The organism is Wolbachia endosymbiont of Drosophila willistoni (assembly GCF_040084705.1).
Taxonomy (GTDB): Bacteria; Pseudomonadota; Alphaproteobacteria; order Rickettsiales; family Anaplasmataceae; genus Wolbachia; species Wolbachia pipientis.
Genome location: NZ_CP157591.1, coordinates 845278 through 860706 on the forward strand (window position 1 = coordinate 845278; position 15429 = coordinate 860706).

The window sequence follows — 15429 nt, forward strand, 5'->3', positions numbered from 1 at the left end:
GTAGCTCACAACGAAAGCAGTAATTATTTCACCAGCGGCAAAGTAATACCATGCTGATTCATATATTTTCCTTTCATATCATCATATGATTTCTCGCATTCACTTTCGCCGCTTAAAAATACGAATTGGCATGCGCCTTCATTAGCGTAAATTTTCGCAGGAAGTGGAGTGGTGTTTGAGAATTCGAGTGTGACATGACCTTCCCATCCAGGTTCTAAGGGAGTAACGTTTACTATAATTCCACATCTTGCGTAAGTTGATTTACCAACACAAATGACCAGTACATTCCTTGGTATACGAAAATATTCCACTGTACTTGCAAGCACAAAGCTATTTGGTGGAATTATACATACGTCTGTTTCCTTATCTATGAAACTATTCTCAGAAAAATTTTTAGGGTCCACGATGGCTGAATTAACGTTAGTAAAAATTTTAAATTTATTATCCACTCTTGCATCGTAACCATAAGATGATAGTCCGAAAGATATAACACCTTTGCTGCTTTTGTGGTTCACAAAAGGTTCTATCATTCCAAAATTTTCAGCTTTTTCTCTTATCCATTTATCTGGCATAACTGCCATAATTGCCCCTTAAAGTTGTGTAATACTTACAATAATATAAAATAAAATTTAAATGTAAACTGTAGCTTTTGTCATGCAATTAAAGCTTTTCAGTTTGATTTTTTATTACAATAATTAGATTTATGTTCTTAACTAAAAATAATGCTTAGAAACTTTCTCCTGATTTTTGTATTCGTATTATTCACGCCGCTATCAAATGCTGATGCCAGGAAATACATCAGAATTGTTGGATCTTCAACTGTTTTTCCTTTTATCTCGTTTATAGCCGAAGAGTTCAACCGTGTATTCTCCTTTAAGACTCCAGTTGTGGAATCGATAGGAAGTGGATCAGGATTCAAAATGTTTTGCTCAGGAATAGGGGAAGACACTCCAGACATCACCACTTCATCTCGCCCTATGAAGGAAGTAGAAAGAGAACTATGTAAAAGGAATAAAATTAATGAAGTGATAGAAATCATCATTGGCTATGATGGAGTTGTCATTGCAAATTCAAATCAAAGCCATAGATTTGATTTCACAAAGAAGGACTTATTTGAAACTTTATCTGCATATTCTCAAGAAAATGATAAATTAGTAAAAAATAATAAGAAGTTTTGGTCTAATGTCAATCAAGCCTTACCAAAAACAGAAATTGAAATTTATGGTCCACATCAAAATACAGGTACATACGAAACTTTGGTTAATTCTATTATGCTTGATCAATATTCATGCATGAACTCGAGAATTTTCAAAGAGAATTATAAAGATCAGGAAGAAAGAAAGAAAGCATGTGGTAATATAAGGGATGACGGAAGGTATATAGAAGTTGGAATTAATGAAAATATAATAATACAAAAATTGAAAAGTAACAAGAACGCCTTAGGGATATTTAGTTTCAGCTTTTTAATGAGGAATCAAGATAAAATACAAGGGAGCACAATTGCAGGAGTTGAGCCAACTTACGAAAATATATCATCGGGAAAATATATATTAGCAAGACCTCTATACCTTTACATAAAGAGGGAACACTTGGATACTGTTGATGGATTAAGAGAATTCGTAAAAGAAATTATAGATTCGATCGGCATTGAAGATGGGTACCTATCTAGGCTTGGTCTAATTCCACTTTCAAGTGAAGATATAAAGAAAGCTTCAGCAAAGGTTTATGATATAACGTGACGGCAACGTTTCTTTTATATTCTTTGTTCTAGCGTAGTCAGACCCAGCGCGGCGCGCTGGGATGACAATGGATTACTGATTAGGCAGTTCTGCGTTGTTGCAACACCCAGAAACAACCGGGTTCAAACTTTTCGTATTTGGACTTTCTGATTTCTCACAAACTCCTCCAATATAAGCTAGTACAGCCAATGCTGAAACTGCTGAAACTTCTAAAACTAATGCAACTACAGGATATGCCAGCACATAGGCTGCAATAGCACCAACTACGCATAGTCCAACAACGCCTAGAGCGATCTTCCCTTTGTATTCATTAAGCTTTATTTCTCTGTCCTTTTTATAACCCTTAACTTCTTGAATAAAGTCTTCAAGCCATCCCTCACCAGCTATATTAGCATACTCTTTTTGTTGCTTTTCAAGAGAACCTATTATATAGTTATCTTCTGTATTTTGACCTTCTCTATTAACCATGTGGTCTTCAAGCCAGAAGTTACGAACATCAGGGGAAGCTTTATCCCAAAGAAGTTTAGTGATCTCTTTTATCTTTTCAAATTCTTCTTTGCCAAGATTTCTTTCATAGTCAACCATCAGAGGATAAATTAACAAGCAATCAATATCAGTAGCATCACTCCAATATACATTTCGCGTCAAAACACTTTCTACATCTTCACCGCAATTCTCTAGTGCTGTTTTAACTTGATCAACATTAAGACTTCTTATTGCACGCCTTAGTGCCATATCAAGATCCATTACCCTCTTGTGCTCTTCTATTTCTTGAATAACTGTTTTAAGAGCAGGTATGTTATAAAGGCCAAATCCTCGAAAACTCTCTATTGCACGACAACACACAAAATCACGAGTTTTCTGATTAGCAACTTTCCAAATTTGTTTAATGATCTCTACGTTTTCTCCAATTTCTCCTTGAACTTTAACTCCAGCGTCAAGACCAATAATAGCAAAATCTAAAAAATTATCTTTGTAACCAGCCCCAATCCCCTCGTGGTTCAAAACTGCTTGTATATTATCACATTCATTATTGTCGAATATGCCCTGGACCTTTTGAGGGTAGTTATTGCTAATTGCTATAATTAATGAAGCTCGAATTTTTTTTGTATATCAGTTAATTCAACCATATCTTACCTCTAATAAAAATTTAATTATCACACATATTTACAAGTAAATCAAGTATATTGTTAATAACTGTTAATAAAGGCCAACAAAATGCTTGACGTTAGAGTAGCTTTTATGGCTTTGTATAGCGAGGAAGTAATTCTATGAAAAATCATCAACGTTTACAAAATTTGCGTTCAATTGTATTTATTGTGGGAATATTCCTATTGCTGTTTAGCTTAGCAATGCTTATTCCTGCTATTACTAATAAATGTCTCAGCTACAAATGGAAAAATTTCCTCGCTGGATTCATAATTACCTGCACATCTGGCGCAATTTTTATTTTACTCGGTAAATTAAGTAGATTGCATGGAATGCCAGCAATTTTTGCGATTACTAGTTGCACCTGGATTGCCTTGTCTCTGTTTGCAGCTATTCCTTTCTATTTTGATAATCTGAGCTATGTTGATGCATTGTTTGAAACGATATCTGGCATCACAACCACAGGAGCAACTATATTTAATGATATTGAAAAACAATCTCCAGGAATACTGCTATGGAGAGCAATGCTACATGGCATGGGGGGTTTTGGTGTAATCACTTTAGGAATTGCAGTTTTTCCTATGTTTAAGGTTCTCAGCCTAAATAATTTACTTTATTCTGAGTATTCAGATGCTACCAAAAGGAAGTTGCCGAATACGCGAAGCGTAGTGATTCATGTTACGGCAATATATTATGGCTTAATTTTGTTATGTATATTTTCCTATTATCTAGCTGGTATGCCACTGTTTGATGCAATATGCCACGGAATGTCCTCTGTATCAACTGGTGGATTTGCTAACTATAATGATTCTATAGGGCACTATAATAACCCTATGTTAGAAGTCATAACGATCATTTTTATGATTTTGGGTTCTCTGCCTTTTCTTAGCTATTTAAAAATTATAAGACGGTTAGACATTTGCTATGATGAACAGGTCTCTTACTTTGTTAAGATAGCTACTATCTCATCTTTATTTGCTTGTTTTTGGTTGTATAAAAATGTTGATTTAGGAGTGTCATTATCATTTAGATGCAGCACATTTACCATCACTTCCTTGATTACGTCAACTGGTTATGCAATCTGTAATCATATAGATTGGAGTTTCATTTCAGTCTTAGCTTTTTTTCTCACCTTTGTTGGTGGATGTAGTGGTTCTTCAAGTGGTGGTGTCAAAATCTTCCGCTTGATTGTTCTTTTAAGGTCTATAAGAAATTACTTTTACCTTTTATTAAACCCTGATGCAGACAATGGAGTAAAATTCAATGGAAAAACCCTGGAGAATGATGAAATTCACTCTGTCTTTATATTTTTTGCAATTTTCATGTTAACGTTTACCATTTCATCAATAGTGATGTCTTACTTAAGCAATGCAGACTTTATAACTAGCGTCAGTTCAGTCTCTGCAACGCTTACAAACTCTGGTCCAGGGTTCAGCAACTTAATAGGTCCTTCAGGTAACTATTCTTCTTTCAGTAATGAAGTAAAATTATTTCTATCGTTTTTAATGCTGCTTGGCAGACTTGAAATATTGCCAATCTATTTTTGTATAGGTAATTTATTCTTATTTAATAGAGAGAAATAGTTGGTGAAACTTGATATTATAGCTAAACTGACTTACGACAATTTGAAAAACCGTCATTCCGCTACTCGTTAGCGATATCTATACCGCGAATAAATCCACAGATGTACGAACATTGTGATTTGGGCACACCAAGAAGAATGTCATCCAAGTAGCCCCTTTCTCGTCATCCCGCTACTTGTTAGCGGGATCTATGCTAAGAGATACCGCGAATGAATCGCGGCATGACGGTTCGCGGCGGTATAGCTATAGATAGTATTAGCTATTTAATAAAAAGATCGTAGCTAAACCAAGAAATATAAAAGCTGAGAGAATATCAGTTGTTGCCGATGTTAGGATTGAAGAAGAAACGGCAGGGTCAGACTTTAAGCGATGAAGCATTATAGGAATGAAAGTTCCGATGAACGTTGCAATAATTGACATCATAATCATGGAGACCACAAAAATCATCTCCACTTTGAAGTTGTGAAACCTTATTGCTAACACTACTAATGAAATAGTAGATAAGATCACCCCGTTTATAAGACCTATTAAAAATTCTTTCATCAGTATTCTTTTTGCATTTTGCTCAGTTAGATATTTTGTTGCGATTGCCCGGATGGTTAGCGTTACTGTTTGGGATCCTGCATTTCCGCTCATTGATGCAATTATCGGCATGATTATTGGCAGCACTATAAAACTTTTTATTACATCATCGAAAAAGCCAACTACTATGGAACACATTGTTGCAGCTAAGAGGTTAAACAGTAACCAAGGTAGCCTTTTAATTATAGTTTTATGTATAGGGGCATTTATATCGGCTTTAGAAGATACACCGCTTATTTTGAGTACATCCTCTTCTGTTTCTTGTTGAACAACTTTTATCACATCTTCAATTAAGATCACACCAATAATTTTACCATTCTTATTTACTACCGGAGCCGATAATAGAGAGTAATCTTTAAATATTCTTGCTACTTCCTCTTGGTCTATTCCAGTTTTAATGATTTTTATGTCATGATCCATTATCTCTTTTATTATTGTGTCCCCTGAGTGAGATATTACCTTATTTAAATTAACACTGCCTATAGGCTCTAATTTTGAGTTGATAATGAATATCTGGTGAAATTTTTCTGGTATTTTTTTATAGTTGCACACAAATTCTGTCAGTTGATTTATTGTCCAATAATATGGAGCTATAACCATATCTTTATGTATTAACCTTCCTGCACTTTCTTCTGGATATGATAGCAACTCCTCTACCGATTTCTGAGTTTTGCTGGGCAAATAGTAAAGTATATTTTCTACAGACTTTCTATCTAAATCTTTCACTATGGTTACTATATCTTCTACATCAAGGAGCATTAGTAACTTTGCTGTATTTTCTATTCCCAATGTTTCTATGATCTCTATTTGTAAATCTGGCACTACATGCACTAGGGCATCACTTAACAAATGTTGATCGAGGATATTAACTAATTTCTCCCTGTGATCACTGATCGAAGTAGATAAAAAATAAGCTAACTGAACACTGTCTATCGTTTTTACAATATTACGAACATTCTCTAGCTCCTCGTTATCAAGTGACTCTATTAAGTCATCAATAGCCTTTTTGTCTAAACCATAATGGGAACTTATTTCAATATTCATTACTTTACCTTGTTTTTTAATAAATATACGCGCTTGATTTCCTTAAACATTAAAGTATAATGAAATTATTTAAATTAACTATCATATGGTTAAATTTCTATTTTGTTTACTGTTATTGTTATTGATAGTAAATATATTAAAATCTAAAGTATAATGAAAACTTATCCAGAAATTCTTGAACACTTTCAAAGCTTAAATAAAAGTATTTCTCTTATCAGGAGGTGTCTTTGACATAGAAAAATTAAAGTTGCGTCTTGAAGAGCTTGACTCCCAAGCGTCGAATGATGACCTATGGCAAGATAACCAAAAAGCACAAGAAGTTTTAAAAGAACGTTCTAAAATTAAGAATGACGTAGAGTCGTTTTTAAAGCTGGAAAGCGATTACAACGATGCCATCAGCTTAATGAAGTCTGCTATTGATGAAAATGATGAAGAATTTTTCTCTGAAGTTGAAAATGAATTAGCTAAGCTAGAGAAATTAATCAAGTATAAAGAAACAGAGTCCTTATTTACTGGTGAAGCAGATAATAATAACTGCTTTTTAGAAATCCACTCAGGAGCTGGCGGAACCGAGAGCAATGATTGGGCTGAAATGCTGATGCGCATGTATATAAGGTGGGCAGAAATTTATCACAACTTTAAAGTTGAAGTTGTAGAAAAATTAGAAGGAGAGTCAGTTGGTATAAAGTCTGCAATGATAAAAATCGTTGGAGAAAAAGCTTATGGGTGGGCAAAAAGTGAAAGTGGAATTCACAGGCTGGTTAGAATATCGCCATTTGATGCAAATGGTAAACGTCATACCAGTTTTGCAAGTGTAGGAGTAACTCCAGTGATAGAAGATTCAATTGATATTGCTGTGGATGAAAAGGATCTAAAGATCGACACCTATCGTGCTTCCGGAGCAGGCGGTCAGCATGTGAACAAGACTGAAAGTGCGGTACGCATTACGCATATTCCAACTGGTGTTGTAGTTCAATGCCAAAATGGTCGTTCTCAACACAGAAATAAAGATGAGGCGTTAAAATTACTTAAAGGACGTTTATACCAAATTGAACTGGAAAAAAAAGAACAGAAAATGGCTGAAGAATATGGTAAAAAATGCGATATAGGCTGGGGCAATCAGATCAGATCGTACGTTATGCATCCATATCAAATGGTGAAGGATTTAAGAACCGGACATGAAGTGGGCAATATAAATTCTGTTTTTGATGGTAATATAGATTGTTTCATAGTTAGTGTGCTTACTAAGCAAAATTAGGTAGGGTTGACTTTCTTGCCATAATATATGATAATTAAAATATTGTTAAAGTAGGAGTAAAGTTATGGCGATTAAATATGATCAGTGGAAAAGTGACCTTACCCAGAAAAAGTGGAGAGAAAGTGTGGAATGTTTTTTACAAAAAGAATGATGCATCAAATTGTTCTGGAATGCAATAGTTAATAGTGACGTTGTTTGTTATAAAAAATTTCTATGTATTCAAATATTGCAGTTCTAGTTTGTTGAGCAGAGTGTTGTGAAGTATCAATAAGTATTTCTCTTTTCAATGAGCTAAAGAAGCTTTCTGCAACAGAATTGTCGTAACAACAGCCTTTATTACTCATCTATATTCTTTACAGCTAAGAGATATTGATACCCTTGCGCAGTATATTGTGAACCTTGGTCACTGTGCAGCAGTAGATTTTTAACAGGTTTACGCCTATTAATGGCCATTAATAAAGAGTTCATAACCAATTGTTTATTTATTGCACTACTCATTAACTACCATACGTGAGAATTATTGCTGCCAAATATAGCCATCCCTCCTTGGTTTTGATGTAAGTAATCCCATACTTTATTTGGTTGATCAACAATAAAGTTTTGATCTAGTATATTGGGAGCTACAGCTCTATTATCTGTTTGTTGTTTTTTAATTTTAAACTTTCTTCTCAGTATAGCCCTGATGTCATTTTTCTGCATAATACTTTGCACCGTTTTCAAATTGCAACTTTTACCCAAAGCCTTCAATTCAGCATGAATTTTAGGAGCTCCATATCTACATTTAGAAACTTGATATATTTTTTGAATAGCTGCGAGTAGCTCTTTATTTGCTGATTCTCTACTGCTTATTTTTCTTGTGGTCCACTTATAGTAGCCACTAGCAGAAAATCCTACATAATTCCTGTACTTTATAGCAGTTACTATATAAAAAAATATTTTACTCTTTTTGACTGGCCAGGGCTTTTTTTTAAATGTCTCTTTCCCTTGTTACTCTTGCTTTGTAAATCAAACCTCTCTTTGTCATAAGGTGCTACATCTGGAAATGCATTTGCCGCCGACTTTTTTTCGTTGTGTTTCTTTATCCATTTTCCTAATAAACCACCCTTTATTCCTAAATCTCTTGCTATTTTTGTAATTGTTTGACCTGCCTTTCTTTGTTCATTTGCCAGCTTAACAGCTTCCAATTTGAATTCTGCCGTATATTCTCTTACCATTTCTAATCCTCCAAAATTTTATTTTACCCAAAAAAACTCTTTTCTTTCTCTCCACTTTTTCTGGGTAAGGTCAGAAATTTAATGATCCAGGATATACTCCTTTGTTAAGGGAGATTGAGCATTTTCGAATATTTCTTGAGTGCTTCCAGACTCAACAATTCTGCCATTATGAAAGAAAATTACACTATCAGATAACTTTTTAGCTTGCTTCATTGAATGAGTCACCATAATTATAGTAAATCTTAATTTTAGCTCTTGTATAAGATTTTCGATTGCATTGGTTGCCATTGGATCAAGAGCAGAGCACGGTTCATCCATTAATAAAATAGTTGGCTTCACTGCAATTGCGCGAGCGATGCATAGCCTCTGTTGTTGGCCACCGGATAAATTGAGTGCGCTATCTTGCAATCTGTCCTTCAATTCTTCCCATAAACCAACCTTGGTTAAACTATTTTCCACCATCTCATTCAATTTTTGCTTATCCTTCGCCATACCATGCAATTTTGGCCCACAAGCAACATTATCATATATTGATTTTGGAAAAGGATTTGGCTTTTGAAATACCATACCAACTTTTGCTCTAAGTAGTACAACATCCATATCGCGTGAATATATATCACCCAGCCCATCGATATCTAATTCACCAACAGTTTTGCAACCTGGTACATAGTCATTCATACGATTAAAACAACGCAAAAATGTTGATTTACCGCACCCGGATGGTCCGATAAAAGTAGTAACTTTTCTTTTATAAATATTCAAATTTATATCGAATAAAACTTGCTTAGAGCCGTACCAGAGATTTAAATCTTTAACAGAGGCACGTGTATTGCTCATATCACATCCTGCATTGAATAGAGCCCCGGAATTTCTCTTTTATTTTCGTATAGCCATACTGCTGCTTGAACAGCTCCTCTAGCAAATGTTGTGCGATCAATTGCTTTGTGGTTTAGTTCTATCCGTTCATCAGAATTAACAAACATCACGCTGTGATCTCCTATTACTCCACCTCCACGAGATACTGCAAAACCTATTCCCCCCTTTTTCCTTATGTTTGAACCACTATGTAAATATTGATTGGACTGAAAATCCACTTTTGAAGCGTTAGCAATTGTTTTGCCAAGTTCTATAGCTGTTCCAGATGGTGAATCCTTTTTTAAGTTATGATGCATTTCCCAAATCTCAACGTCATATTCATTACCTAAAAGCTCAGCAGCTTTTTTTACCAATTTCAGCAACACATTAACCCCAACACTCATATTTGCTGACCATAATATTGGAACTTCAGCAGCATATTCTTTCAAATCGACACCTTCTATTCCAGTTGTGCCACTAACCAGCGGTGTTTTAAATTTTACAGCTGCTTTAAGGCAGTCTAACATACATTCTTTAGTTGTAAAATCTATTACAACGTCAGATGACTCAAATATGCCACTAATAGAACTTGTAACTTTAATTCCTAGATTGGCTATAATTGGTCCAATATCTGAATCTATGTACTTACTACCTGAACGGGCAACAGCACCTGCTATTTCCACTTTGGTATTTGTAATTAATTCATTGAGTATTTTTTTGCCCATTCTGCCTAAGCAGCCTATTACTCCAACTCTGATTTTCATAAAGCTTTTTACGTTTATTAAGAATGTTAGGCCTTTTTTTAAGCTCTGTCACTTCTGATCTATATTCTATAGCTGTACGAACACTGCAATTTCAGATCCCAGTGCCTTGACCACAACTATTGCAATATGGTACATAGTGAACGATGTCATTCCAGTCTGGAATCTAGCCTTTCTGCAATCTCATCGAAAACGTTTTTCTATGCTAGTTTGCTTGCTTACAAGCAAACTTTTCTGGATCCCAGTGTCTGGGCACTGGGATGACACCCTGACAACCGTCATCCCGCTACTTGTTAGCGGGATCTATGCTAAAAGATACCGCGAATGAATCGCGGTATGACGTAGGACTACTGTCATTCCAGTGCTCCTTTTTTTGTCATCCCAGTGCGTGACACTGGGATCTAGCCTTTATTATTTGGTTGAAATTAAGTTTTCTGGATCCCAGTGTCAGCTACTTTCATGACATCATTATAAAGTAAAATGAGATCCCAGTGTCTGGGCACTGGGATGACAAGAATAGGGCACTGGGATCTAGTGGGCTCAAACTACAATGTTTGTACAGCTGTGATCTATATTCTATAGCTGAATAATTTAACAATTCAAAATGAATACATATCCTATTGAGCTCTATATTACATACCAGGTTGCTTTGCCTTTTCCATGCTGAGTGATGTGATTACTCTTTACGAGATTAGATACGTGCTTCTTTAAGGTATTGCAGTTTGCTTTAGTAATATTTTCCAAATCCTTAATTGTAAGACGTCCATGTTTGCTGAGTAGTGCTAATACTTTAGCAGAAAGTGGTGGTAAATAGAGATTTAACACTTTTTCATGTGACACCTTTTGTTCAAGATGAAATTTTTGCTTTTGTAGTGACCTTAAAAAGAATATAAGCCATGGATTAAAATCATAGCTGCTCGTCTTCAAGGATTGTTGAGTACGACGCAAAGCTAAGTAGTAACTCTCCTTATTACTTTCAATTATACTTTCAAGGGAACTGTAAGGTACATAGATATACCCTAACTTTAGTAACAAGAAAGTTGTGAGAATGCGTGATAATCTGCCATTTCCATCCTGGAAGGGATGAATAGCTAAAAAAGTAACTATAAAAATGCCAATAATTAATAGAGGGTGTAACGATTTCACCTCTAATTGCTGGCTAGTCCAATAAATAAGTTCTTGCATTTGTGTTGCTGTCTCAAATGGAGAAGCTGTTTCAAAAACTATGCCCAAGCTTTTTCCAGATTCATCAAACGCTTCAACATGATTGGGGAATTTTTTATATTCTCCCATGTGCCTTTGATCTTTATATGAAAATTGTAAAAGCCAGATGTGAAACTGTTTTATAGTGTTTTCTGTAAATGGCATCTTGTTAAAGTTTTGAAATACTTCTTCACACACATACGCATATCCGGCTATTTCTCGTTCATCTAGAGAACGAAATGAGCGTGTATCAAGTTTGGATAGTAATTGCTCAACTTCACGGTCTGATAATCTTGCCCCTTCAATACGAGTAGAAGAACCAATACTTTCAATTGTTGCAATTTTCTTGAGCATTTGTAAACGTTCTGGAGCTAAATTACCAAACAATTGCCATGCTCCTTTAAATTCATCAATTTCAGCAACTAATTTTAACATTTCAGGTGTTATTACAATTTTTGAAATGTCAAACATATCTGTATTTTTATCTAGTTATATTCAATTATATTCGAAAATATCCTATTAGCAAAGAATACTTATGAGACACACACTAAAGAATGAATTTTGGTAGGCATAAAAGCAGCTATTTTATGTTAAAATACAACATTTTGATGAAATTATAAGAAAGGCTGGATCCGAGTAGTCAGCTACCTGTCAGTGCATGTTGAAAAATCATTTTATGATCTAAATCAGTTTTTTTACAGGTAACTTCTAAGCTTATCAATTTTTCCAAGATCTTCTTAAGTTCTGAAAGTTGCAAACTTTTCAAATGAGATTTAAAACTCTGCAATTGTTTAAAAAACAATGGAGGGCTTAGCTGATCAATCGCAGCCTGCTCACTCATTCCACCTTGCACTGACAGCAAAACGTTTTCAAGGCGTAGGAAATAATTTGATATAATGCGAATTAGTGCTATCGGTGAAAAATTTTCTTGCGATATCAATGCATCAGAAATTCTAATGAAACGCGACATATCTTTACTTGCTATGGCAGAGCATAGATCATCAAGTGTAGCATAGTCGTTGCCGGAAGTTGAAAAGCATAATTCTATATCAGTAAGTTTTAGGTCTTTTCTCTCCCCTAAGTATAAAACTAACTTCTCAAGTTCTGAACATATAGGCAGCTTGCTATGATTAAAGTAAGATTGCAAATGGTAGATTATCTCATTTGTGCATTTTATATCATTTTGTTTTAAGTAACTTGATATAATGTCATAAAGATTGCTGTTGCTGTCCTTATAGCAAGCAATCACACCAAAAATTTTTGAACTCTCCATATAACTTTTAGTCGCAGAATTATATGGAAGATCATTTGCTACCATCATTACATAATGACCACTTGCGTTATAATCCAATACATTTTTTAACTCCTTGGATATACCTCCACTCACATTTATCAGCTTAATTAATTTTTTGCTGGTAAACATCGAAGCGTTTGCCAATTCAGAAAACAGTAAACTGGGTGACTTATTCACTATTGCAAAATCCATCACCTGAACTGAATACTCACCCAAATTAGCAATTATTTCTTGTACATAAAAATCAACCCTACTGTTATCACTTCCATGAATTAACACACCACGTAAAGCATCAGGTTTCTCTAGGAATTTTTTAACTTTGGATGGTGTGACCCTCATGCTATCTATATGATATCATTCTCATTTGACTGTACATGAGTATCCAAAGACTCTGAGTCTCCTTGTGCAATATTATGCACATCACCTGCTACATCATCTGACTCTTCTGTTTTTCCTGTAATATAATTATAAAATTTTTTCACAGGTTGAGATATATATTTGGAAAAAAATCCTTCTTCGCTCATATTGCTTACTCCATAAAATTAACAACTTATCATTAGCATATAAATAATAGTATAGCAAAAACTATTTTGTGCTAAGATAGTGATGTTTTATAATGAGTATATTACAAAATTATTAACATTCGAGATCAAAATTAAGCCAACCTGCTTAATACTAGCCTTATAAAATAAGCGATAATTAAATATACCGCTGCAACAAGTATAATTGCAGGTCCAGTTAACAAATCAAAACTTGCAGATAACATGAGACCTGATATCCCAGAGATCACAGAAAAAACTGTTGCAACAATAATCATCTGCATTGGAGTTTTCGAAATGAGCCTTGCAGATGCTGCTGGTATTAGCAAAAATGCAGCAATGAGTAATATTCCTATTAGTTGGGCAGCAATTGCTATAAATATAGCAAGAGTGATTAAAAATTCTAGTCTAACAAAGGTAACATTAATTTTTTCAACTACTGCTAAATCTTGATTAATTGAAATCATTAACCAATAACGCCATCTAAATATTAATATCAAAGTAACTACTGCAGAGGTTAAAAAAATCAATACTATATCACTTTGATCGAGCGTTAATATATCACCAAACAGTGAGCTAATAATACTATTATTGCCAGATGGAAGAAAAGACATAAGTATTAAACTCGATGATAAAACTACATTGGTAACAATGTTCAATATCGTATCAGCAGAATATAATCTGTTAAAATTAAGAGAAAGTAGTATAGCAAATGTAATTGCAATGAGCATTATGCTAAGCGATGGGCTAATCTTAAAGATTAAAGCAAGTGCAACACCAAGCAACGAAGAATGGGACAAACTATCACCAAGATAAGATAACCTTTGCCATATCATAAACGATCCTAAAGCGCCTGTTACTAGGCTAATTACAACTACTGCAACTAGACTGTTGATGAAAAAGTCCTGGGTAAGCATGCTATATGGCTATTAGATAACTGACAACAAATCTATCTTCGGATATCAGAATATTATGGGTTCTGCATGCAGAACCTGTTGTCATAAATTCAAAATTTAAACCTTTTTGTTCCATAAGATAGGACTTCACTGAAGAACTTAGTATATTGCGTGTTTTACCAGTACCTATTAACAAAATTTCTATTTCCTCTGTTAAAAAAGATTCAAAATACTCCTTGCTGTTTATATCACTTTCTTTCAATTTTATCACCTTTTCAGGAAAAATTATAATTGAGCCGCAATATTCTTGATTGTTTACCAAAAATTTTCCTTCCCTGTAACCATTTATAAGATTTTTATTCTCGGAAATTAAGGGAGTTATATCCATAAGTCAAACTATTAATTGAGTGTTGCATACCCACCATTCTGGTTGCTTTTTTCCGATATTAACTGCAGCAGCTTTTGCATTTTCCTCACTATCGAATATTCCAAAGCATGATACACCACTGCCTGACATGCGAGAAAGTATAGAGCCTTCTTGTGACTTAAGTGTTGATATCACATCCTTAATTTCAGGTACAAAGCTTATTGCTATTTCTTGAAGATCGTTTCTCGTCTCTTTAAGAAACTTCAACAAATCCTTTTCAGCGTCATCGCTCCATTTAATTGGCTCAGAAAATTTTCCTTCATGTTTGGAAAATACCTCTGGTGTACTCAAAAACCTTTTTTTCGGTTTCACAAGCACCACATTTGTAGGTAAAGAGAATTTTTTAATGTGGCATAATTCTTCGCCAATACCTCTAACAAAAACTGGCTTGCTATCTACGCTTGCGGGAACATCAGCACCAACGTTTAAGGCTATTTCATTTAAAATCGTCCTATCAATCTCCCACAGCTTCCCTAGCGTACGTACCACAGCTCCAGCATCTGAGGATCCGCTACCAAGTCCTGCAGCAATTGGTATGTTTTTTACAACCTTTACAGTGACTTTAGTGCGTACAGGAGCATGCCTAAGCAGCAGATTAACCGCTTTCATTACAGTGTTATATTGGTTATTTATTTTAGACTCGGAGTTTATAAATTCAACTGTAGAGTTATCGTATCTAGAATCCTTCTCACCTACTTTTATTTCCAAAAAATTAGAGAGATTAGCAAAGACAAATAAACCTTCAATCAAGTGATACCCTGTTTCTTTTTTGTCTACAACATGCAAAAAAAGATTGATTTTTGCAGGCGCCTTTACACAAAAACTTTTCATTATATATCTTCACTAACACTATTTTTACATTATATGTATAATGCTATTCTAGTC

The 15429-nt window shown here is 34.5% G+C and carries 18 protein-coding genes; 3 read left to right on the plus strand and 15 right to left on the minus strand.

Annotated elements, in window-relative coordinates; all coding sequences use genetic code 11:
• Positions 1-23: 23 nt before the first annotated feature.
• Positions 24-581: a dCTP deaminase gene (dcd, locus tag ABL518_RS04280; protein WP_006280485.1), complete on the minus strand. Its 558-nt coding sequence runs from the start codon at positions 579-581 to the stop codon at positions 24-26.
• 141 nt (positions 582-722) lie between these two features.
• Here dcd and ABL518_RS04285 point away from each other — a divergent pair, with 141 nt between their 5' ends.
• Positions 723-1739, plus strand: coding sequence for a substrate-binding domain-containing protein (locus ABL518_RS04285; RefSeq protein ID WP_095742677.1), 1017 nt, complete (start codon positions 723-725; stop codon positions 1737-1739).
• A 72-nt stretch (positions 1740-1811) separates the two neighbouring features.
• On the opposite strand, the gene ABL518_RS04290 is transcribed toward ABL518_RS04285, so the two are convergent.
• Positions 1812-2744: a hypothetical protein gene (locus ABL518_RS04290; protein WP_010082544.1), complete on the minus strand. Its 933-nt coding sequence runs from the start codon at positions 2742-2744 to the stop codon at positions 1812-1814.
• A gap of 266 nt (positions 2745-3010) precedes the next feature.
• On the opposite strand from ABL518_RS04290, the gene ABL518_RS04295 reads away from it, so the two are divergent.
• Positions 3011-4471 (plus strand): TrkH family potassium uptake protein, encoded by a 1461-nt coding sequence (locus ABL518_RS04295; protein WP_095742676.1) that lies wholly within the window; start codon positions 3011-3013, stop codon positions 4469-4471.
• A 255-nt stretch (positions 4472-4726) separates the two neighbouring features.
• On the opposite strand, the gene mgtE is transcribed toward ABL518_RS04295, so the two are convergent.
• Positions 4727-6097, minus strand: a complete 1371-nt coding sequence (gene mgtE, locus ABL518_RS04300) for a magnesium transporter (protein ID WP_006280192.1) — start codon at positions 6095-6097, stop codon at positions 4727-4729.
• Positions 6098-6250: 153 nt separating this feature from the next.
• On the opposite strand from mgtE, the gene prfB reads away from it, so the two are divergent.
• Positions 6251-7355, plus strand: a protein-coding gene (gene prfB, locus ABL518_RS04305) for a peptide chain release factor 2 (RefSeq protein WP_141456981.1) whose coding sequence is annotated in 2 segments (ribosomal slippage) — positions 6251-6325 and positions 6327-7355 — 1104 coding nt in all. Because the reading frame shifts where the segments join, the coding sequence is not laid out codon by codon here.
• A gap of 179 nt (positions 7356-7534) precedes the next feature.
• On the opposite strand, the gene ABL518_RS04310 is transcribed toward prfB, so the two are convergent.
• The 12 genes from ABL518_RS04310 to ABL518_RS04365 all read right to left on the minus strand — a co-directional run bounded on the left by ABL518_RS04310 (position 7535) and on the right by ABL518_RS04365 (position 15375).
• Positions 7535-7699: an IS3 family transposase gene (locus ABL518_RS04310; RefSeq protein ID WP_010082072.1), complete on the minus strand. Its 165-nt coding sequence runs from the start codon at positions 7697-7699 to the stop codon at positions 7535-7537.
• Entirely contained in the window at positions 7692-7853 is a 162-nt protein-coding gene (locus tag ABL518_RS04315) for a DDE-type integrase/transposase/recombinase (protein ID WP_010082071.1), read from the minus strand. The genes ABL518_RS04310 and ABL518_RS04315 overlap by 8 nt, the downstream gene beginning before the upstream one ends.
• 3 nt (positions 7854-7856) lie before the next feature.
• Positions 7857-8291, minus strand: a complete 435-nt coding sequence (locus ABL518_RS04320) for an IS3 family transposase (RefSeq protein ID WP_099606206.1) — start codon at positions 8289-8291, stop codon at positions 7857-7859.
• A complete protein-coding gene (locus tag ABL518_RS04325) occupies positions 8276-8569 on the minus strand; it encodes a transposase (protein ID WP_010082069.1) in 294 nt (97 codons plus the stop codon). Before ABL518_RS04325 ends, ABL518_RS04320 begins: the two co-directional genes overlap by 16 nt.
• 78 nt (positions 8570-8647) lie before the next feature.
• Positions 8648-9406 carry a phosphate ABC transporter ATP-binding protein PstB gene (gene pstB, locus ABL518_RS04330; protein ID WP_006280935.1) on the minus strand — a complete coding sequence of 253 codons (759 nt, stop codon included), beginning with the start codon at positions 9404-9406 and terminating at the stop codon, positions 8648-8650.
• Positions 9403-10188, minus strand: coding sequence for a 4-hydroxy-tetrahydrodipicolinate reductase (dapB, locus tag ABL518_RS04335; protein ID WP_010962542.1), 786 nt, complete (start codon positions 10186-10188; stop codon positions 9403-9405). Before dapB ends, pstB begins: the two co-directional genes overlap by 4 nt.
• Positions 10189-10812: 624 nt before the next feature.
• Positions 10813-11859: a Fic family protein gene (locus tag ABL518_RS04340; RefSeq protein ID WP_010082541.1), complete on the minus strand. Its 1047-nt coding sequence runs from the start codon at positions 11857-11859 to the stop codon at positions 10813-10815.
• 169 nt (positions 11860-12028) lie between these two features.
• Complete coding sequence (gene holA / locus ABL518_RS04345; protein ID WP_010082540.1) at positions 12029-13021, minus strand: DNA polymerase III subunit delta; 993 nt, start codon at positions 13019-13021, stop codon at positions 12029-12031.
• Positions 13022-13026: 5 nt separating this feature from the next.
• Entirely contained in the window at positions 13027-13206 is a 180-nt protein-coding gene (locus ABL518_RS04350; protein WP_010082539.1) for a hypothetical protein, read from the minus strand.
• Between the two features lie 131 nt (positions 13207-13337).
• Positions 13338-14138: a metal ABC transporter permease gene (locus tag ABL518_RS04355; protein WP_010962536.1), complete on the minus strand. Its 801-nt coding sequence runs from the start codon at positions 14136-14138 to the stop codon at positions 13338-13340.
• A gap of 1 nt (position 14139) precedes the next feature.
• The gene (locus ABL518_RS04360; protein WP_010082536.1) at positions 14140-14505 is read right to left on the minus strand and encodes an Mth938-like domain-containing protein; all 366 of its coding nucleotides are present in this window, start codon (positions 14503-14505) and stop codon (positions 14140-14142) included.
• 3 nt (positions 14506-14508) lie between these two features.
• Positions 14509-15375 (minus strand): 4-(cytidine 5'-diphospho)-2-C-methyl-D-erythritol kinase, encoded by an 867-nt coding sequence (locus tag ABL518_RS04365; RefSeq protein ID WP_010082535.1) that lies wholly within the window; start codon positions 15373-15375, stop codon positions 14509-14511.
• Between the last annotated feature and the right edge of the window lie 54 nt (positions 15376-15429).

Excerpts from the sequence above, each read along its gene's own strand:
- ABL518_RS04285 (WP_095742677.1), top strand. The coding sequence starts at position 723 with ATGCTTAGAAACTTTCTCCTGATTTTTGTATTCGTATTATTCACGCCG.
- mgtE (WP_006280192.1), bottom strand. The coding sequence starts at position 6,097 with ATGAATATTGAAATAAGTTCCCATTATGGTTTAGACAAAAAGGCTATT.
- ABL518_RS04310 (WP_010082072.1), bottom strand. The coding sequence starts at position 7,699 with ATGAGTAATAAAGGCTGTTGTTACGACAATTCTGTTGCAGAAAGCTTC.
- ABL518_RS04365 (WP_010082535.1), bottom strand. The coding sequence starts at position 15,375 with ATGAAAAGTTTTTGTGTAAAGGCGCCTGCAAAAATCAATCTTTTTTTG.
- ABL518_RS04360 (WP_010082536.1), bottom strand. The coding sequence starts at position 14,505 with ATGGATATAACTCCCTTAATTTCCGAGAATAAAAATCTTATAAATGGT.
- ABL518_RS04315 (WP_010082071.1), bottom strand. The coding sequence starts at position 7,853 with ATGAGTAGTGCAATAAATAAACAATTGGTTATGAACTCTTTATTAATG.
- ABL518_RS04355 (WP_010962536.1), bottom strand. The coding sequence starts at position 14,138 with ATGCTTACCCAGGACTTTTTCATCAACAGTCTAGTTGCAGTAGTTGTA.
- holA (WP_010082540.1), bottom strand. The coding sequence starts at position 13,021 with ATGAGGGTCACACCATCCAAAGTTAAAAAATTCCTAGAGAAACCTGAT.
- ABL518_RS04340 (WP_010082541.1), bottom strand. The coding sequence starts at position 11,859 with ATGTTTGACATTTCAAAAATTGTAATAACACCTGAAATGTTAAAATTA.
- dapB (WP_010962542.1), bottom strand. The coding sequence starts at position 10,188 with ATGAAAATCAGAGTTGGAGTAATAGGCTGCTTAGGCAGAATGGGCAAA.
- ABL518_RS04350 (WP_010082539.1), bottom strand. The coding sequence starts at position 13,206 with ATGAGCGAAGAAGGATTTTTTTCCAAATATATATCTCAACCTGTGAAA.
- pstB (WP_006280935.1), bottom strand. The coding sequence starts at position 9,406 with ATGAGCAATACACGTGCCTCTGTTAAAGATTTAAATCTCTGGTACGGC.
- dcd (WP_006280485.1), bottom strand. The coding sequence starts at position 581 with ATGGCAGTTATGCCAGATAAATGGATAAGAGAAAAAGCTGAAAATTTT.
- ABL518_RS04295 (WP_095742676.1), top strand. The coding sequence starts at position 3,011 with ATGAAAAATCATCAACGTTTACAAAATTTGCGTTCAATTGTATTTATT.
- ABL518_RS04325 (WP_010082069.1), bottom strand. The coding sequence starts at position 8,569 with ATGGTAAGAGAATATACGGCAGAATTCAAATTGGAAGCTGTTAAGCTG.